This window comes from Oceanirhabdus seepicola (genome assembly GCF_023684385.1).
In the GTDB taxonomy this organism is placed as follows: domain Bacteria; phylum Bacillota; class Clostridia; order Clostridiales; family Clostridiaceae; genus Oceanirhabdus; species Oceanirhabdus seepicola.
The window spans coordinates 42941-61979 of sequence record NZ_JAGSOJ010000006.1; the positions used below are offsets into that span (position 1 = coordinate 42941).

18 protein-coding genes are annotated in these 19039 nt (G+C 31.7%); 12 read left to right on the forward strand and 6 right to left on the reverse strand.

Annotated features, from left to right (window positions below; all coding sequences use genetic code 11):
- Positions 1-126 precede the first annotated feature (126 nt).
- The 5 genes from KDK92_RS22035 (at position 127) to KDK92_RS22055 (ending at position 5627) form a co-directional block, all read left to right on the forward strand.
- On the forward strand, positions 127-1515 hold the full coding sequence (locus KDK92_RS22035; RefSeq protein WP_250861572.1) for a sigma-54 interaction domain-containing protein: 1389 nt from the start codon (positions 127-129) through the stop codon (positions 1513-1515).
- A 21-nt stretch (positions 1516-1536) separates the two neighbouring features.
- On the forward strand, positions 1537-2577 hold the full coding sequence (locus KDK92_RS22040) for an alpha/beta hydrolase (RefSeq protein WP_250861573.1): 1041 nt from the start codon (positions 1537-1539) through the stop codon (positions 2575-2577).
- Between the two features lie 209 nt (positions 2578-2786).
- The gene (locus KDK92_RS22045; protein WP_250861574.1) at positions 2787-3839 is read left to right on the forward strand and encodes a 3-oxoacyl-ACP synthase; all 1053 of its coding nucleotides are present in this window, start codon (positions 2787-2789) and stop codon (positions 3837-3839) included.
- Complete coding sequence (locus tag KDK92_RS22050) at positions 3826-5124, forward strand: acetyl-CoA hydrolase/transferase family protein (protein WP_250861575.1); 1299 nt, start codon at positions 3826-3828, stop codon at positions 5122-5124. Before KDK92_RS22045 ends, KDK92_RS22050 begins: the two co-directional genes overlap by 14 nt.
- Before the next feature lie 86 nt (positions 5125-5210).
- Positions 5211-5627, forward strand: a complete 417-nt coding sequence (locus KDK92_RS22055; protein WP_250861789.1) for a MaoC family dehydratase — start codon at positions 5211-5213, stop codon at positions 5625-5627.
- Positions 5628-5706: 79 nt separating this feature from the next.
- Here the strand turns inward: KDK92_RS22055 and KDK92_RS22060 are convergent, their stop codons facing one another.
- Both KDK92_RS22060 and KDK92_RS22065 read right to left on the reverse strand, forming a co-directional pair.
- Positions 5707-7098: a Na+/H+ antiporter NhaC family protein gene (locus KDK92_RS22060; RefSeq protein ID WP_250861576.1), complete on the reverse strand. Its 1392-nt coding sequence runs from the start codon at positions 7096-7098 to the stop codon at positions 5707-5709.
- Between the two features lie 159 nt (positions 7099-7257).
- Positions 7258-9564 carry a family 65 glycosyl hydrolase domain-containing protein gene (locus KDK92_RS22065; RefSeq protein ID WP_250861577.1) on the reverse strand — a complete coding sequence of 769 codons (2307 nt, stop codon included), beginning with the start codon at positions 9562-9564 and terminating at the stop codon, positions 7258-7260.
- A gap of 276 nt (positions 9565-9840) precedes the next feature.
- Between KDK92_RS22065 and KDK92_RS22070 the strand changes: the two genes are divergently transcribed.
- From KDK92_RS22070 to KDK92_RS22080, 3 genes are all read left to right on the forward strand, one after another.
- On the forward strand, positions 9841-10773 hold the full coding sequence (locus tag KDK92_RS22070) for an ROK family protein (protein WP_250861578.1): 933 nt from the start codon (positions 9841-9843) through the stop codon (positions 10771-10773).
- Between the two features lie 152 nt (positions 10774-10925).
- Positions 10926-12035: an ABC transporter ATP-binding protein gene (locus KDK92_RS22075; RefSeq protein ID WP_250861579.1), complete on the forward strand. Its 1110-nt coding sequence runs from the start codon at positions 10926-10928 to the stop codon at positions 12033-12035.
- A gap of 257 nt (positions 12036-12292) precedes the next feature.
- Complete coding sequence (locus KDK92_RS22080) at positions 12293-13300, forward strand: LacI family DNA-binding transcriptional regulator (RefSeq protein WP_250861580.1); 1008 nt, start codon at positions 12293-12295, stop codon at positions 13298-13300.
- A 57-nt stretch (positions 13301-13357) separates the two neighbouring features.
- Here KDK92_RS22080 and KDK92_RS22085 read toward each other — a convergent pair whose 3' ends face one another.
- Positions 13358-14032 carry a phosphatase PAP2 family protein gene (locus tag KDK92_RS22085; protein ID WP_250861581.1) on the reverse strand — a complete coding sequence of 225 codons (675 nt, stop codon included), beginning with the start codon at positions 14030-14032 and terminating at the stop codon, positions 13358-13360.
- Positions 14033-14256: 224 nt separating this feature from the next.
- Here KDK92_RS22085 and KDK92_RS22090 point away from each other — a divergent pair, with 224 nt between their 5' ends.
- From KDK92_RS22090 to KDK92_RS22105, 4 genes are all read left to right on the forward strand, one after another.
- Positions 14257-15234: a YbgA family protein gene (locus tag KDK92_RS22090; RefSeq protein WP_250861582.1), complete on the forward strand. Its 978-nt coding sequence runs from the start codon at positions 14257-14259 to the stop codon at positions 15232-15234.
- A gap of 9 nt (positions 15235-15243) precedes the next feature.
- Positions 15244-15510, forward strand: coding sequence for an ATP cone domain-containing protein (locus KDK92_RS22095; RefSeq protein ID WP_250861583.1), 267 nt, complete (start codon positions 15244-15246; stop codon positions 15508-15510).
- 74 nt (positions 15511-15584) lie between these two features.
- Complete coding sequence (locus KDK92_RS22100) at positions 15585-15854, forward strand: ATP cone domain-containing protein (protein ID WP_250861584.1); 270 nt, start codon at positions 15585-15587, stop codon at positions 15852-15854.
- A 33-nt stretch (positions 15855-15887) separates the two neighbouring features.
- Entirely contained in the window at positions 15888-16037 is a 150-nt protein-coding gene (locus KDK92_RS22105; RefSeq protein WP_250861585.1) for a hypothetical protein, read from the forward strand.
- 320 nt (positions 16038-16357) lie between these two features.
- Here the strand turns inward: KDK92_RS22105 and KDK92_RS22110 are convergent, their stop codons facing one another.
- The 3 genes from KDK92_RS22110 to KDK92_RS22120 all read right to left on the reverse strand — a co-directional run bounded on the left by KDK92_RS22110 (position 16358) and on the right by KDK92_RS22120 (position 19037).
- Complete coding sequence (locus KDK92_RS22110; protein WP_338115286.1) at positions 16358-17185, reverse strand: ABC transporter permease; 828 nt, start codon at positions 17183-17185, stop codon at positions 16358-16360.
- Complete coding sequence (locus tag KDK92_RS22115) at positions 17082-18002, reverse strand: ABC transporter ATP-binding protein (RefSeq protein WP_250861587.1); 921 nt, start codon at positions 18000-18002, stop codon at positions 17082-17084. The genes KDK92_RS22110 and KDK92_RS22115 overlap by 104 nt, the downstream gene beginning before the upstream one ends.
- 111 nt (positions 18003-18113) lie before the next feature.
- A complete protein-coding gene (locus KDK92_RS22120; RefSeq protein ID WP_250861588.1) occupies positions 18114-19037 on the reverse strand; it encodes a sensor histidine kinase in 924 nt (307 codons plus the stop codon).
- Positions 19038-19039 lie beyond the last annotated feature (2 nt).

Consider the following 19039-nt stretch of genomic DNA (forward strand, 5'->3'; position numbering starts at 1 on the left):
CATTGTTCATTATCATGCTATTCAGAAAAAATATTATAACTATGCTATGTAAATTATAAAATATGTAATTATTTACTTTATTTTGGTATAATTATAATATAAAGAGCGTCAAAAAGAGGTGATTATGTGAGCTTATTACAAGAAAGAAATACTTTCAATATATTAAAGGAAATATTCGAAAAATTACCAATTCCTATAAATCTTGTGGATGATAAATGTAGGATTATATATATAAATAATGCATTTTTAAAGTTCCTTGATAAGAATAGGGAAGAGCTACTTGGAAAAGAAACTAAGGCTATTGAAAGTACATCTAGATTACATAGTGTGATTGAGAATAAGAAGGCTGAGATTGCTTATGAGCATACTTTTACTAATGGGAAGACAGCTATAGTACATAGAATTCCCATACTAGATCATGATGACAATGTAATCGGTGGATTTGGAATGGTTCTATTTGACAATATGGACAAGTTAAAAGAACTCATGAATCGATGCAATTTGCTTAAGAAAGAATTAAAACTATATAAGAGTACTATTAATAGAATGAATTCAACAAAGTATACTCTTGATGACATAATAGGTGTTTCTGATGAAATGGCGAATTGTAAAAAGAAAGTTATAAAGATATCTAAGGTAAATATGAATGTTCTAATAAAAGGGGAGAGTGGGGTTGGAAAAGAACTATTTGCTCACTCTATTCATAATGAGAGTTCAAGGTGGAACAATCCATTTGTAACCATCAATTGTTCTGCAATACCCGAGAATCTTTTTGAATCAGAACTCTTTGGTTATAATGATGGAGCTTTCACAGGTGGAAAGAAAGGTGGACATATTGGTAAATTTCAGCTTGCAGATGGAGGAACGGTGTTTTTGGATGAGATTGGTGAGATGCCACATTATATGCAGGCGAAATTATTGAGAGTATTGCAAGAGGGAGAAATAGCACCTATTGGAGCGGAAAGTCCTATTAAAGTTAATGTGAGAGTTATTTGTGCAACTCATCAGGATATTGAGAGAATGGTGAAAGAAGGTGAATTTAGAGAAGATCTATATTATAGATTAAATGTGCTTTCTTTAAATATTCCATCACTCCGCGCACGAAAGAATGACATTGATTTACTTATGGATAAATTTGTGGAGGGATTTTATAAGGAAACAGGAGTTTATAGAGTTATTGATCAGAATGGGAAGAAGATATTTCGAGAGTATAATTGGCCGGGAAATGTTAGAGAATTAAAAAATATGGTTGAGAGAGTGTGTGTTAATGCAGATGATGTAATTGTGAATGTAGATGATTTTCCCATTGATTTAATAAGGGGTAAAAGAAATTATGTAAAAGAAAATTCTAAAGAAGATTCATTGAAAGACATAATTGGGAATATTGAAAAGGAAATCATATTTAAAACGCTTAAGGAATGTGATTTTAATAAGAGTGAAACAGCAAAGAAGTTAAAGATTCAACGAGCATCTCTTTATAGAAAGATGGAGGAATATGATATAGAGGAAAAATAATTTGAAATTGGAGAGGATACAGTGTTAACTAAAAAAAATATTCAAGCAAATAGAATTAACTTGGCATATTTATCAAAAGGTGAAGACTACGATAACATCATTATATTAATACATGGAAATGTGTCTAGTTGCATATTTTGGGATGAAATAATTGATGAGCTAGGTAAAAAAAATTGGATATTAGCACCAGACTTAAGAGGGTATGGTGATACTGAAGCTCTACCAATAGACGCAACAAAAGGTGTAAGGGATTGGTCAGAGGATATAAAAAACTTTGTTGATGCCCTTGGAATTAAAAGTAAATTTCATATTGTTGGATGGTCACTTGGTGGAGGAGTAGCTATGCAATATGTTATAGATTATCCAGAAGACATATCAACTTTAACATTGATTAGTCCTGTTTCTCCTTATGGGTTTGGAGGAACAAAAGGAATCCAGGGAGAAAAATGTAATGAGAGTTTCAGTGGCACGGGAGGAGGAACAGCTAATCCAATCTTTGTTCAGAGACTTCGTGATAATGATAAGAGTGAAGATGATAACAATAGTCCTAAAAGTGTTATGAATAACTTTTATTTCAAACCTCCTTTTAAAGTAGATAAAGCACGTGAAGATAAATTTGTTCAGGGAATGTTAAAAATGAAAATTGAAGACGATTATTACCCAGGAAATTATGAGGATTGTGTAGTATGGCCATATACAGCTCCAGGAGATAAGGGTATTAATAACACACTAGCACCTAAGTACTTTAACCTAACATCAATAACTGAAATTGATAAAAAACCACCAATATTATGGGTGAGAGGAAAGGATGATCAGATAGTATCTGACAATTCCTTCTTTGATCTAGGAACTTTAGGTAAGTTAGGGTTTATACCAAACTGGCCAGGAGATGAGGTGTACCCATCCCAACCAATGGTATCTCAAACTAGGGAGATTTTTAATCAATACAAAGCTAATGGCGGGATTTACAAAGAGATTGTTTTTGAAAAATGTGGACATTCACCTCATATTGAAAAACAAGAAGAATTTCTAGAAGTCTTTTCAGAATTTATTGAGAAATAGTGATGTGTAACGAAATTATACAACTGTAACATATAAACACATGAATTTAAGTAAGTGTTTCAAAATATATATTATAAAACTCAGCTAACCCTTGGGGGCGCTGAGTTTTTATAGTTTAAGTTAAGTTTTTAATTAACAAAGAATTGGCATGGATATTGCTTATTATATTTATAGGTAAGTCTATAGGATAAATATAAGGAGGAATAATCATGAAAGACCACGTTGGTGTTGTTGGAACGGGAATATATTTGCCTAAAAATATTATGACGGCAAAAGAAATTTCAAAAGCGACTGGTGGAATATGGAGTGAAGATGCTGTCAAAGGTAAGCTTGGGATTAATAAAAAATGTATTCCATCAAATAACTTTAATGATGGAACTCAAGAAATGGGAGTATATGCTGCTATAGATTGTTTAAAAAACACAGGAATCAATCCTTTAGATATAGATTTAATTCTTTGTGTTGGAGAGGAATATAAAGAATATCCTTTAACAACGTCAGGAATATATATTCAAGAGAAAATAGGTGCAAGAAAAGCTTGGGCTATAGATTTAGCACAAAGATGTTGTACTACAGTATCTGCAATGAAAATAGCAAAGGATATGATGATGAGTGATAGTGAAATCAATACAGTAATGATAGTGGGTGGATACAGAAACGGTGATTTCGTTGATTATAAGGACAAGAGTATGTCTATGATGTATAACCTAGCAGCTGGTGGAGGTGCAATTATTCTCAAAAAAAACTATGGAAGAAACGAGGTTTTGGATTCGTGCATAATGTCTGATGGAAGTATGGCAAGAGATGCTGCAGTTGAAATAGGAGGAATAGTGAACCCTATAAATCATGAAAACTTAGAAGAGAGCAGAAAATCTTTAAGGCTTCTAGATAGTGATCATATGAAGAATAAGCTGAATGAGGTTTCACTGAAAAATTGGTTTGATTGTATAGATAAGGTCCTTCAAAAAGGAAATTTACAGAGAAAAGATATTGGATATCTTGCAGTATTGCATTTTAAGAGATCAATGCATAAGTTCATGTTGAAGGAACTTGGGCTTGATGAGGAGAAAACAATATATCTGGAAGACTACGGTCATATTGGTCAGATAGATCAAATTTTATCAATCCATCTTGGTTTAAAAGAAAATAAGATAACTGAAAATACAATTATTATGATGATTGCAGCAGGGATTGGATATGCTTGGTCAGCTGGTGCAATAAGATGGGGTGTAATTGAGGAGGGAGAAAATGACAGAATTTAATGAAGAGTATAAGAAAAAACTTATATCACTTGAAGAGGCATTAGAAAAAGTTGAATCAAATTATGAGATATGTGTTGGTCTTGCAGGTGCAGAACCAACGGATTTTTTAAATAAGCTTCACATAATAGGAGATAATGTTGAAAATGTTAGTATATTAACCTGTTTGAATATGGGAGATTATAAGTTTACCAGTGATAAATCTATGGAGGGTAGTTTTGTTAATTCAACTTGGTTTTATAGTGCGCTCACCAGAAAATCACATGACAATCACACAGCAAGTTTTATACCTAATCATTTACATCTTTCATCTAAGAAAAGGTTAAGTTACAAGAAACCAGATATGTATATTGGAACAGTTAGTAAAATGGATAAGCATGGGTATTTTTCACTCTCATTATCAAACTGTTATGAGATGGATTACATTGAAGCAGCTGATAGAATTGTTCTAGAAGTAAATGAAAATTACCCGAGAGTACATGGTGATACTGCTGTTCACATAAGTCAGGTTGATTTTATTTATGAGAGTAAAAGGTCTGTACCAGAATTACCTACTAGAGCTCCTTCCGCTAAAGATAAAGTCATTGGTAAATATATCGCTGATTTAATACCTGACGGTGCTACTATTCAATTGGGAATTGGAGGGATTCCAAATGCAGTTGCAGAATTTCTGAAAGATAAAAAAGACTTAGGAATTCATACAGAAATGATAACAGATGGAATGGTTGATCTTGTGGAGTGTGGCGCTGTCAACAATAGAAAGAAAACAATTCATAGAAATAAAATTGTAGGAACATTCGCATTGGGCACAAAGAAACTGTATGACTTTATTGACGATAATCCTATGATCGAACTAAGAAGAGGGTCATATACTAACGATCCTTATATAATAGGTAAAAATTATAAAATGGTTTCAATAAATACTTCTCTACAAATAGATCTCACTGGTCAATGTTGTTCAGAATCCATTGGAATAAAGCAGTACAGTGGAACAGGTGGGCAGGCAGATACAGCTATAGGAGCTCAGAACAGTGAAGGGGGATTCTCAGTAATAGCTTTATATTCAACGGCTAAGAAGAACACTATATCAACAATTGTACCTATGCTCTCTGAGGGAGCGGCAGTATCACTACAAAGAAATGATGTTGATTATGTTGTAACTGAATATGGCGTTGCAGAACTGAGAGGTAGGACAATAAAAGAAAGAGTAGAGGAGTTAATTAAAGTATCACATCCTAATTTCAGGGAATGGCTCTCAAAGAGAGCTGAAGAACTGAAAATATGGTAATATAAATAATTTTCGCAATTCACTTATTAAATTTCAAAGGAGGGGATAGGGAAGAAAAATACTTAGTCTATGGAGGAATGATTAAGATGATTGGATTGAAGATTAACGAAATAGAGCTTGGGCAAAAGGCTTATTTTCAAAAAACAATTACAGAAACCGATGTATATTTATATTCAGGAATCACAGGGGATTTAAATCCAGCGCATATAAATCAAGTTGAGGCAGAAAATTCAATATTCAAAGGGCGAATTGCACACGGGATGTTGACCGCTGGACTTATCTCAGCAGTTTTAGGAATGAAACTTCCAGGGCCAGGAACTATTTATCTTAAACAGGACATTAAATTTACAGCGCCAGTTAAGTTCGGTGATACAATAAAAGCAGAAGTGGAAGTTATAGAAATAATAAATGAAAGAAACAGGGTAAAACTTAAAACTGAGTGTAAAAATCAGAATGGTCAAACTGTTCTTATAGGAATAGCTGAAGTAATGCCCCCTAAATAACACCCTTACAGGGGTGTTGTTTTTTATTCTTAATAATAAAAAAGTGACGGGGAAAAGCTTGAAAAACATAGTTGACCTTTTAAGCGCGTGCTTTTTCATGCTTGTGAGTATATTTAATTTGTAAGTGTGAAACGGCAACAGAAATCAGTGGATTTAAAATGCATAGGAATGTAAATGGCGCATAGACTAGTGAACTCACTCCAGTTATTGCTAAAATAATCAGTGAGTTAACATTCCATGGCATTAAAGGTGCAATGATTGTTCCTGTATCAGAGATTGTTCTGGCTAGAGTATCTTCTTGAAGCTCATAGTCTATATAATGTTGGTTCATCAACTTCCCAGGGAGAACTATACCCATTGTTTGATCACAAGTTACTATGGTCATCACTGAGCTTAATAAGGAAGTATTGATGATAAGTTTAAGTGGTGAAACTATATTTTTAAGGAATAATTCTGTGAGAGGATATAAAATTCCATACTCATCAAGAATAGATACTAGAACTATGGAACCTGCAACAATTAAAATAACTTCTAGCATATTGAATGCGCCACCTCCTCTTATTAAAGGAGAGATAATGGAAGTTGTATTTTTTAATGAGTAGCCATTTAATATAGAATTTAAAGTATTATAAAGGGATTCCTTCTGTATTATGATGGAACAGAGGGAACCTAATAGCGTGCCTATAGGAAGAGTATATAATGTCTTAACTCCTAAGAAAGTCAATAATACTACAACAAAAGGGATTAATAATAGATAGGGTGAAATGATAAAGTTATCTCTTAAAGCAATCATATATAGTGTTATCTTTGATGTATCTATATTAGGACAAAGGATACTGCCGAAGATAAAATAAAGTATTGAAGTTAAAATAACTGTAGGAATTAATGTGTATAAAGATGATTTAAAGAACTTTTTATAGCTTGTACCCACAGAATTTAAGGTGAGATTTAATAGACCTGAAATAGGGGAGAGTTTATCAGCAATGAAAGCACCAGAAACTATAGCGCCTAACGTTAGTGCTATTGGTGCATTTATTCCTTTAGCTATTCCTAGTAAAGCAATACCCATGGAACTGATTGTACCTATGGCAGTTCCCATAAAATAAGAAATGATGCCTGTTATAATAAAACATAAGAATATAAAATTCACAGGTGCCTTATCTAAAACCATGAATCCATAATACATTATAGATGGAACTACACCTGATATCATCCAAGCGGAAATTGAAGCTCCAATAAAGAAGATAATAATACATATCCAAAGGCTTTCTTTTAGGCACTTACTAATTAAAACGAATAGTGACCCAAAATCACACTTATGAGTAGTGCATAGAATAAAAGAAGTCAATAATACTAAAACACTGAAGGCTATACTTAATGAAATACCTGATATAATAAAGGCTACTAAAATAACCAGATTAATTATCAATAATAAAATATTAAAATTCTTATCAGTGAGTTTATTGAACATTACACAATCCTCCTAAAGTTAGTTATAATAGCTATATTATAACATAGAAACATGGAGGGCTGGTACATACCTAGAAAATGGGAGTATACCAGATCACCAACCAAATAAAAGAAGAACTGCTCCCGGGAAAGAGCAATCCTTCTTTTATTATTAAGTAGTTTATTGTATTTTAATAGGGTTACTATTAACTAATTTATATGACTCACCTTTGATAACAACATCTATTGTATCATTTCCTTCAAGAATAGATATATCAGTACCTTCTTTAGTTACAGATACTTGAAGGTTATTACCTCTGTATAAAATCTTGAAGTTGTAACCATTCCAGTTATCAGGAAGAGTTGGGTTAAACTCTATGTGATTATGTCTAACTCTCATTCCAGCAAATCCTTGAACGATAGATAACCAAGTTCCTGCCATAGATGTAATATGACATCCATCCTCAGAATCATTGTTATAATTGTCTAGGTCAAGTCTTGATGTTCTTAAGTACATCTCGTATGCCTTATCAGCATTATCAATTTTTGAGGCTAAGATGTTGTGAACACATGGTGATAGTGAAGATTCATGAACAGTGATAGGCTCATAGAAGTTAAAGTTCTTCTTTATTGTTTCCATATCATATTCATCTTCAAAGAAATATATTCCTTGAAGTACGTCTGCTTGTTTAATATAACAAGAACGTAGAATCCTATCCCATGACCATTTCTGGTTAAGTGGTAAATTTGATTTATTTAAATCTTTAACAGGAAGAATTTCTTTGTCTAAGAAATTATCTTGTTGAAGGAATACACCTAGTTCCTCATCATATGGGAAATACATGTTTTCAACGATATGATTCCATTTCTCGAATTCTTCATTTTTAAAATTAAGTCTTTCTATAACAGTGTTATAGTAATCAGCGTATTCTTCTTTAATCTTCTTTAAACATCTAAGTGTATACTTAAGTGTCCAAGTAGCAATCTTATTAGTATACCAGTTGTTGTTAACGTTATTCTCATACTCGTTTGGACCAGTAACACCTAACATTACGTATTGGTTTTTAGCTTTAGAAAAGTTAACTCTCTGTGCCCAAAATCTTGAGATACCAACAATTACATCAATACCTTTTTCAACAACATACTGGAAGTCACCAGTATATCTTTCATAGAAATCAACAGCGTATGCAATTGCACCATTTCTGTGAATCTCTTCAAATGTGATTTCCCATTCATTGTGACACTCTTCACCATTCATAGTTACCATTGGGTATAACGCAGCACCATCAGTAAATCCAAGTTTTTCAGCATTTTCAATAGCTTTATCTAATTGATTATGTCTGTAAACAAGTAAATTTCTAGCAACTTCATTATTACAAGTACTTAAATAGAATGGTATACAATATGCTTCAGTATCCCAGTAAGTACTACCACCATATTTTTCTCCAGTAAATCCTTTAGGACCAATATTAAGTCTACTATCATCACCAGTATAAGTTTGCATTAACTGGAATATGTTAAATCTGATTCCTTGTTGAGCGGCAACATCTCCATCAATCGTGATATCACATGTATTCCATGTTTTAGACCATACATTGATGTGTGCTTCTAGCAAAGCATCAAATCCAGCTTCACAAGCTTTATTAGAGATTGTTTTAGTCTTTTTAAGCAGTTCAGTGTTTTCAGAGTATCTGTTTGAAGTAGTTGCAACGAATTTTTCAACCTGAGCAACTTCACCTTTTTTTACATCGATAGAATATATGTCAGATACGAATTTATCTTTTTCTATTACGTTGGGTTTAGAATCAACTTTTTCGCTGTTCACAGTTAAAACAGAAGTTAAGTAAGAACATACCATGAATGGAAGCTTCTTAGTTTCCATCATTACATATCCTTCATTTTCATAAGATTTCTCATCTATTCTATTCCAGAAAATCTCATCATAATTTGAGTCACTGTTAACAACATTTCCATCAAGATATGATTCAAAAGTAATATTACCATCAAAGTTTAAAGGCTTAATAGAATATCTAACAGCACCAACTTCTTTTTGTGCCATTGATATGAATCTAATGGCATTCAACTCAATTTCTTTATCATTTTGAAGTCTACATTTAACGTTTCTAGTTAAAACTCCATTTTTCATATCTAACTCATGATAATAATTAAGAATAGTACATTTTGCTAAATCTAGTATTTCATCATCTATAGTAACGTTTATTCCTATCCAATTAGTTGAGTTTAGAACTTTTGCAAAATACTCAGGATAGCCATTTTTCCACCAACCAACTCTAGTTTTATCCGGATAATATACTCCAGCAATATAGCTACCACGTAATGTTCTACCAGAGTAGTTCTCTTCAAAATTAGCTCTTTGTCCAAGGCATCCGTTTCCAATACTAAATAAACTTTCAGCTATTTCAACTTCATGTTCATCGTAGTGATCAAGAATGATTTTCCATGGATCTAATTTAACATTACACTTCAAGTTACTTCCCCCTCTATATGTTTTTTATCTTATTGTATAATTTTATTCAAACGATTGCACAACTTACAAAACTAAGTATAACATAAACGGTTTTTGTTGTAAAAGTATATTTAGAGTATTTCATAAGTTTTTTGGTATTGAACAAAGTTTACAAGAAAAATACATTGAATTTAGTGCATTTGTTCAATTGCGTAGAAAGGTTGGTATACACTATAATATAGGTTATAAGAGTATTATATTCGGAAACTAGAAAATTATTTATTAAAGGAGAAAATTATGAGAATAGGCGTTGATATTGGAGGAACAAATATAGTAACAGGGTTAGTAAAGGATGGGAAAATTCTTGATAGAGTTTCTTTTAAAGCTCAAGAAGCAAGAAGAGATAATTCGATTGTAGAGAAAATTATAGAGAATATAAAAGAGTTATGCAAAAAAAATAGCATAACTCCTGAGCAAGTTGAGTCAATAGGTATAGGGGTACCAGGAGCTGTTAACTACATAGAGGGAACTGTAATTGAATGTGTTAATTTAGGCATGAAAGATGTTCCTTTAAGAAGCGAATTAAGAAAAGAACTTGGTGATGTGACGGTTCTTGTAGAGAATGATGCAAATGCTGCAACTGTATGTGAACACCTTTATGGAACAATGAAAGGTACAAGAAATTCAATGTTAGTGACTATCGGAACTGGAGTAGGCGGTGGATTCATCTTAAATGGTGAATTATTCTCAGGTAAAAGTGGAAGAGTAGCTGAAATTGGGCATATTACTGTAGGGGAAGGATTTTATGAGTGTGGATGTGGCCAAAGAGGGTGCTTAGAGACATTTGCTTCAGCGACAGCTATTGTTAAATATGCTAAAAAACTTATCAAAGATGGTGAAAGTAGTTTGTTAGAGCAAAGAATAGCAAAAGGGATAATTGAGACTAAGGATGTTTTTGATTGTGCTAAAGAAGGAGATAAAGTATGTTTAAGCGCTATCCAGAGATTTGTTAAATATCTTTCTATTGGTATAGCTAATTTTATAAATGTATTAGATCTGGAATTGGTTGCTATTGGCGGAGGGGTATGCAATGGTCATGAGTTGTTCTTTGATGATTTAGTTAAAGAGATTAATAAGAGAACCCTATTCAAAGCATCTGGAAATTGTAAAGTATGCATAGCAGAATTGAAAAATGATGCGGGAATTATCGGAGCGGCAATGATTAACTAATATATTTTTGTCACATTCTACAAAAATTATTATTTTAGCGGTATGCTGTTTAATTGCATTAAGAGATATGTTATATTAATAGTATAGAAAACGTTTGCATAACAATTGATTATATAGAGTTGAAACAAATGAAAATAATGGAGGAGAGTCATATGGCAGGTTTAACTTTAAAAGGTATTAAAAAGATATATCCAGGAAATGATTATTATTCAGTAAAAGATTTCAATATGGAAATAGCTGATAAAGAATTTATTGTACTTGTTGGTCCATCAGGTTGTGGTAAATCTACAACATTAAGAATGATCGCTGGTCTTGAAGAGATAAGTGAAGGTGAATTATGTATTGATGGGACTCGTGTGAACGATAAAGCTCCTAAAGATAGAGATATTGCTATGGTATTCCAGAACTATGCACTTTATCCTCATATGACAGTATATGAAAATATGGCATTTGGACTAAAGTTAAAGAAAGTACCAAAGGCTGAAATAGATGAAAAGGTAAGAAAAGCTGCTAAAGTTCTTGAAATCGAAGATCTTCTTAAAAAGAAGCCTAAGCAAATGTCAGGTGGTCAGAGACAGAGAGTTGCACTTGGAAGAGCTATAGTAAGACAACCAAAAGTTTTCTTAATGGATGAACCTCTTTCAAATCTTGATGCTAAGCTAAGAGTTCAGATGAGAGCAGAGATATCTAAATTACACAAGGAGCTACAGACGACTTTTGTATATGTAACACACGATCAAACTGAAGCCATGACAATGGGAAGTAGAATAGTTATTATGAACAAAGGAGAAATCATGCAGGCTGATACACCTCAAAATGCATATGATAATCCAAAAAATCTTTTCGTTGCTCAGTTCATTGGAAGTCCACAGATGAACATTTTAAAAGCAGTTGTTTGTGAAGAAGCAGGAGAAGTAGTTGCAAAGCTTGGAGCGCTAAATATAAAATTAAGCGAGAAGCATCAAAAAGCTCTTAAGAGAGAAAATCAAATTGGTAAAGATGTATATGTAGGTATAAGACCTGCTGGGATAAATATGTTATCTAAAGAAGATAATGCTAGTGGTACTGTATTCGAAGAAGAAATTATAGTTGCTGAGATGATGGGAAGTGAGACTTTCTTACACCTTGACACTCAAGGAAATAGAATAGTTGCTAGAATTGATGCTCACCACAAAGTAACATCAGGAGATAAGGTTAGATTAGAAATGCCAACGGATAAAATTTATTTATTCCATGGGGAAACAGAAAAAGTTATAAAATAATTGAAATCAAATCTCCTTCTTGTGTGAGCATGAAGGGGATTCTCTGTAATATGCCTAACAGATAATTCTTAATTTTGTGAAATGTTATGCATTATGGAAGGTTTATGTTGAATAAAGCGCATTTGATGGTATAATTATCTTGCAGTTATTTATGCATTTTGACTTATATTAACAGAAGTTACTTGGAATTGTAGTAAGAACAAAGTGATATATAAATAATTATTGGAAATTAGAAAAGCATATAGGAAGTGAAAAAAATGCATGTAACAATAAAAGATGTTGCAAAGCTTGCAGGAGTATCACCATCAACTGTTTCTAGGGTTATTGCAGATAATCCAAAGATTAGCGATGCAACAAAAAAGAATGTTTATAAAGCAATGGATGAACTGAACTATCATCCAAATGCCATTGCCAGAAGTTTGGCAAATAAATCAACAAAGATATTAGGATTAATATTACCAAGTACAGAAGAGGATATTTTTAAAAATCCTTTCTTCATACAGGTGATGACAGGTGTTAGCCATTATGCACAAAAAAATGGATATTATATACTATATACATACGCTACTTCAGAAGACGAAGAACTTGAACATTTAAAGAAGTTAATGTTCAGTAGATGGGTAGATGGAATCATTCTTACTACTATAAGAAAAGATGATAAGTGTATCCAATATCTCAAGGAAAATCAATACCCATTTGTTGTAGTTGGTAAACCAGAGAGTACTGATGGTATTTTGTGGGTGGATAATGATAACTTCCATGCTATGTATACAGTTGTAAATCAACTCATTCAAAAGGGGCATAGGAAGATTGGATTCATAGGGGGACCACACGTTTTAAATGTTACTATGAATAGATTGGATGGATATTTAAGAGCCATAGAGAATAGTGGTATACAAGTGGATGAAAAACTTATCATGCGTAAGGAATTCACTGAAGAAGGTGGTTATGAAGCTATGAAACATATTCTTGCTTATGATCACCCAAGTGCAATTGTTACTACAGATGATCTTATCGCTTTCGGTGCTTTGAAAGCACTAAGAGAAGAGGAAATAGATGATATATCTGTTATTGGATTTAACAATACACCACTTGCCGCTTATCAACATCCAACTCTTTCATCTGTGGATATAAATGCAGAAAAATTAGGTTCTTTTGCAGCTCGACTTTTGATAAAGCATCTTGAAAAGAAAGACGATGGTATAAACAGCTATATTATTGATACGAAGTTGGTTGAAAGAGAATCCTCAGAAAAGAAAAAATAAAAAACACCAAAATGCAGAACTTAGCATTTTGGTGTTTTGTTTTTATGTTTAAGTTTTTTATTGTTCAGTTATAATATCTTGATCTACTTTTCTTGTGAAAGATAGCTTGTAAATCAGAATATACATTATTGCTGATAGAATAATGGCACCGAATACATCAACTATTGAATGCTGCTTGATACATACAGTAGACATAGATATTAAAACTGTAGATATATAGGCGAAAATTCTCACCCATCTTTTATCCTTGAATGCGGAACTAGTGCATATAGCAATATTTATCCCTATAGAATTATAAACATGCAAGCTTGGAAATACGTTGGCAGGCGGATCCGTAGATCTTATGCTGTATATTAACTGCAAGAAGATATCATTATTATAAATATTACTAATATCATTTCTTAAATCTTGTCCATTTGGGAAAAAGAAATAAACCACATATGCTGCTAATGCACCATAAATAATGAATTTGATAAATTTTGTAAATTCTTCTTTAGAATAAAAAGCAAAATAAACATAACCCCAAAAAAGATATACATACCAGAATACGTACGGTACTACAAAATACTTTATAAATGGAATGTAATCGTCTAACTTAACGTGCATAATATATTTTGGTTCAATATAGACTTGAAGGAAATAAAATATATAAGTCGTAGGTATAAATAATAAGAAAAGTTTGAAGTGTCCATATTTTTTATAAATGCTAGTAAAATTTTGTTTTAAATCCATATTAATCCTCCTTGGAAAACACTACAAAATTATTATATCCCATAAAAATGGCAATTTAAATGAAAAGGATGGTTAATTAACAGTTTATTCACAAACAAGTGTTAAGTATAAGAATTAAAATCAAAAAACTGTATCAGATTTAGTATTAGTATGAATTTTCACCAAAAATAAGGGGAAAATATTAAAAAATATGGAGGAAAAATAAAAATATAAGGAATCAATATATGAGAAAATTTGACGAAAATAATAAACCTGTTATTGTGGTAAGTAAATGTCTAAACTTTGATAGGTGTAGATACAATGGCGATGGAGAAAAGAATAAATTTGTTGAGAATTTAAAGAATTATGTTATCTTTAAACCTATTTGTCCAGAAGTGGAAATTGGGCTCCCAACGCCTAGAAAACCTATAAGATTAGTGAGTGACCATAATAATATTATTAAACTTTTGCAACCGCAAACAGGTAATGATTATAGTGAACTCATGTATGAGTATGCCGATTCTCTTTGCCAAAAACTTGGGGAAGTTGATGGATTCATACTTAAAACTAGATCACCTTCTTGTGGAATAAAGGATGTTAAGATTTATAGTGGAATTGAAAAAGGAGCTACTAGTAAAAAAGGAAGAGGGATTGTTGGAGGAAAGATTAGTCAAAGTTATAACAGGACTCCTATAGAGGATGACGGAAGGTTGAAAAATTTTAAAATTAGGGAGGACTTTTTAACTAAGGTTTACACCTTAAAGGATTTCCAAAACTTAAAAAAAGAGAAATCACTTGATAAATTAAAAGAGTTTCATAAAAATAATAAACTTTTGTTAATGTCTTATCATGCAGGAAAACTCTCAGAATTAGGTAAGATTTTAGGTAAGGGTTGTAAGGAAAATCTAGAAGAATCATATAAAGATTATGAAGAAGGGTTAGTAATAGCTCTTAGTAAAAATTCAAGATATAAATCAAATATAAATGTACTCAATAAATGTTTGGGATATTTTTCAAGCGATATATCAATGGAAGAGAGAAAATTCATTCTTGAATTAATAGATAACTTCAAAGATAAGAGAATTCCATTAAGTGTTCCAATGAACGTTATAAAGAGCTATGTAGTAAGATTCAATATTAAAAATTTGATGAATCAGAGCTTCTTTGAGCCATATCCGAGTGGTTTGATAGAGGTTACAGATTCTGGAAAAGGAAGAGAGTAGGGTGGTATTATGAAGGTTAAGAAAAGAAATGGGAAAATTGAAAATTTTGAAATAAATAAGGTTGCTAACTCAATTGCTAATGCATCTGACGAAACTCATGAACCATTAAATATGGGAGACATTGATATTCTTACAAAGGACATTAATCATAAATTAAAAGAAATAGGAAAAGAAATTATAGATTCAGAAGAAATATTTGATACAATTTTACTTTATCTAATGAAAGAAAGATTTTATCATATTGCTGAACAATATAGGAAAAAAAGTGAATGGTAAAGATTAATAAATAAGAAAATATATCTATGTTTATGTTATAATTAGAATAAAATATTGTTCAAAGGGGTGGTTTTGTGAAGGTATTAAAAAGAAATGGTAGTGTTCAAGATTTTTCTATAGATAAGGTTAAAACATCTATACGTAATGCAGCTGAAGATACTCATAAACCCATAACAGATGGAGACGTTGAAATACTTAGCAGAGGGATAGAAAGAAGGCTTGAGTCTTTAATGAGAGAAGAGATAACATCAAATGATATATTTGAGAATACTCTTTTAGTTTTAATGAAATATAGATTTTATAATCTTGCTAAAGAGTATAGAGAAGGAGCAATGGATAGGTAAAGAAAAAACATAGTTGAGAGTAGAGAACGTAGGATGTTTCTGACCCTAAGGGTTGAAGTAAAATATGATGAATTAAAAAACAGATTAGAGATTGAAAATTTTACAGGAAGAACAAAAATAGCAATAGAACAAGATTTTTATGCATCAATTTATCAATCGAATATAATTGAATTAACTAGATAAGAAAGTGATAAAATTGTTAAAGAAAAAAATAAGGGTAAAAATTTAAAGCATGAATATAAAACCAATTTGAATATTTTAATTGGAATCCAAATGTAATAAACACTAAAAATGACTGAACTCTTCATCTCAAAGTTTTCAGTCATTTTTTAGTATTTACTGTATTAATTTTCAACTCTTTTTTTGGTCTTTTTCAAAGTGATTTTCGCTATTTTTCCTAAAAGAATTTGTAGACTACTTTAGTGCCCTGCTTACCTGATTTTTTGAAGGAAAAACTGGCTCTTTTGTAGTGGGAAATTTGAGTTCATAAGTATCATATTCCTCTATAAATTCTGGTACTTAAATGAGCCAATTGATAGTATAAAGCTTGCAAATCCACATATAGAAAGTGAAAATACTCCAATTAGATAATAGATATTAATTGTTTCATAAGAACACAAAACCATAACAGCAGACCAAGGTAGAATACTGGCTAAGGCAATAGGCATGTTCATGCTGCCAACTCCTATAATTACAAATAAAAGGCAAATAAGTAAAGAAGGATAGAATACTTTTTTCTGCTTGATAGTAACCCATAATACTGGCAATAATGAAACAAAATTTAATATGCTACATTTAAAAAACAATACAGCAATTTTAATTACTATATCCACACTAAAATGCGCGGGAAATAAAATGCAACAGCCAACATAAGTAATGAGCAAACAAATAATTGTCGCTGAAATATGCCATAAAGCCCAGACAATTACTTTGCTCAACAAAAAAGAAGTCCTAGAAGTTGGAGCTGTCAATGTATTAATGATAGTTTGATCTCCATATTCTTTTTGAATCAGATAGGTAATAATAAAACCGCTTAAAACAGGATAGACTGACAAAAGCACAATACTTACTATTGAATTAATCCATGCATCAATCCCTACTCTTTGGACACCGGTAAGATAAAATAAGTCTTTTATAACAATAAGCACAGGTATTATTACAGCAATAAAACTACAAATATAAATCATTTTATTATTCTTAATTTTCATGAATTCCGCAGTAATGATATTAAGCAATCCCCTCACCTCCTGTGATTTTTTTAAAATAATCTTCCAAACTGTCATTGCAAACTTGCAAAGCAGACACATCGATATTATTTGTTGTAAGGGCATAATTAAGCTCAGCTGGATTTCTATCTGTTTCATAAATGCGAATGGTTCTATCGGAATCTATTAAATAGTCTGAAATACCAAATTGCTGTTCTAAGATGCGAATTGCTTCGGAAGATGAAGAAACACATAAAAAGATATATTTTCTGTTTTTCTTTTCCAATTCCATATAGCTACTTTCTTCCAGAAGAATACCCTTATGGATAATACCTATATCATCAGCCATCAGTGCGATTTCTGAAAGATTGTGACTTGAAATTAAGATGGTTTTCCCTTGTCTTGATAAAGTTCTAACAAAATCACGTATACTCGCAATACCTATTGGATCAAGTCCATTACTCGGCTCATCCAAAATTAGCAATTCAGGGTCATTCATAATGGCATTGGCAATACCAAGCCGCTGCTTCATACCAAGAGAATATTGCGAAAACGGTTTTTTATCGTTATAAGGCAAACCTACTGCATCAAGAGCTTTTTTCACGGCGTCTTTACTTATTGTACCACGCAATTTTGAAAAAACTTTTAAATTTTCCTCTCCAGTTAAATTTGGGTAAAAACCAGGCCTTTCAATCAGCGAGCCAATACGCGGATAAATGTTTTTCTCGTTCCCTAGTAAATTTTGACCAAACACAGAAATTTCACCAGACGTAATACTGGTCAATCCCAATATCATTTTCATGATTGTTGTTTTGCCAGCACCATTTCTCCCAAGCAGTCCATAAATTCTTCCTGGTCTAAGATGAATATTTACTTGGTTGATAACTGTCTGTTCTTTATATTTTTTTAACAGATTTTTAGTTTCAAGCACAAAACTTCTCATCATTTCTCTCCTTTCATTTTTGGTATAAATTCATTATAACTGACTAACCTTGCCATAACCTTACCAAAACCTTGTTTTTTAAGAAAGACAAATAAAAAACTCTGTGAATAATCACAAAGCTAAAGGTAAAATGACTTTAAATATAGTAATTTGATTGGGAATACTAAATACTTCAATTTTCCCACTATGAGCTTTCACCAATTCACGAACAATAGACAAACCTAAACCACTTCCTTTTATACTGCGTGATTTATCACATTTATACAATCGATCAAAAACATGAGGTAGATCACACTCAGATATTCCTTTTCCATTATCTGAAACTTTAATAACTGTTGAATTGTATTGAGAAACTACTTCAACATCTATACTATTACCATTACTGTGAACAATTACATTTTGAATCAAGTTATTGAGAATTCGGGTAAAAGCGTTGGTATCAAGATTTAAGAAGAGTTCTGTTTCAGGAATTATAAAATTATAAGTAAATCCACATTGTTCCAACATAGGTATCCAATCTAAGATGATACTTCGAGATAATTCATTTACATCGGTTTTTTCAAAGAGGAAAATACGTTCTTTAGAATCCAGTTTCATCCATTCAAACAGCATATCAACAAAGTCCTTCAAAGTATATGCTTTATTCCTTGCAACCTCAATATAGTTATCTTTTTCTTTTCCAGTAACAATTTCATTATGTATTGCGTCCAAATACCCAATTAAGGATGTAAGTGGAGTTCTAACATCATGCGAAAGACTAGTCATTAACTTTTTATATGCTTGCTCTGTATTTTGAAATTTTATAAACTGTTCTTTATTATTCATAACAATTTTATTGATTTTATAGCAAATTTTCGCAGTCATATCACCATTTTTGGTAATAAGACGCCTGTTAATATTCCCTTGTTCAATATCATCTAACACAACTGATATAGTTTCAAGTTGCCTGCGTACTTTCAAGATTTGTATTATTAAATATAAAGCAATGCAGATTAAAAATATAAGCAGTATAAATAAAATCTGTATACTTTCCATAA

Coding starts and splice junctions, on each gene's coding strand:
- KDK92_RS22090 (WP_250861582.1), top strand. CDS start 14,257: ATGAGAAAATTTGACGAAAATAATAAACCTGTTATTGTGGTAAGTAAA.
- KDK92_RS22050 (WP_250861575.1), top strand. CDS start 3,826: ATGACAGAATTTAATGAAGAGTATAAGAAAAAACTTATATCACTTGAA.
- KDK92_RS22045 (WP_250861574.1), top strand. CDS start 2,787: ATGAAAGACCACGTTGGTGTTGTTGGAACGGGAATATATTTGCCTAAA.
- KDK92_RS22105 (WP_250861585.1), top strand. CDS start 15,888: ATGTTTCTGACCCTAAGGGTTGAAGTAAAATATGATGAATTAAAAAAC.
- KDK92_RS22055 (WP_250861789.1), top strand. CDS start 5,211: ATGATTGGATTGAAGATTAACGAAATAGAGCTTGGGCAAAAGGCTTAT.
- KDK92_RS22060 (WP_250861576.1), bottom strand. CDS start 7,098: ATGTTCAATAAACTCACTGATAAGAATTTTAATATTTTATTATTGATA.
- KDK92_RS22110 (WP_338115286.1), bottom strand. CDS start 17,185: ATGCCCTTACAACAAATAATATCGATGTGTCTGCTTTGCAAGTTTGCA.
- KDK92_RS22085 (WP_250861581.1), bottom strand. CDS start 14,032: ATGGATTTAAAACAAAATTTTACTAGCATTTATAAAAAATATGGACAC.
- KDK92_RS22070 (WP_250861578.1), top strand. CDS start 9,841: ATGAGAATAGGCGTTGATATTGGAGGAACAAATATAGTAACAGGGTTA.
- KDK92_RS22080 (WP_250861580.1), top strand. CDS start 12,293: ATGCATGTAACAATAAAAGATGTTGCAAAGCTTGCAGGAGTATCACCA.
- KDK92_RS22120 (WP_250861588.1), bottom strand. CDS start 19,037: ATGGAAAGTATACAGATTTTATTTATACTGCTTATATTTTTAATCTGC.
- KDK92_RS22115 (WP_250861587.1), bottom strand. CDS start 18,002: ATGAGAAGTTTTGTGCTTGAAACTAAAAATCTGTTAAAAAAATATAAA.
- KDK92_RS22095 (WP_250861583.1), top strand. CDS start 15,244: ATGAAGGTTAAGAAAAGAAATGGGAAAATTGAAAATTTTGAAATAAAT.
- KDK92_RS22075 (WP_250861579.1), top strand. CDS start 10,926: ATGGCAGGTTTAACTTTAAAAGGTATTAAAAAGATATATCCAGGAAAT.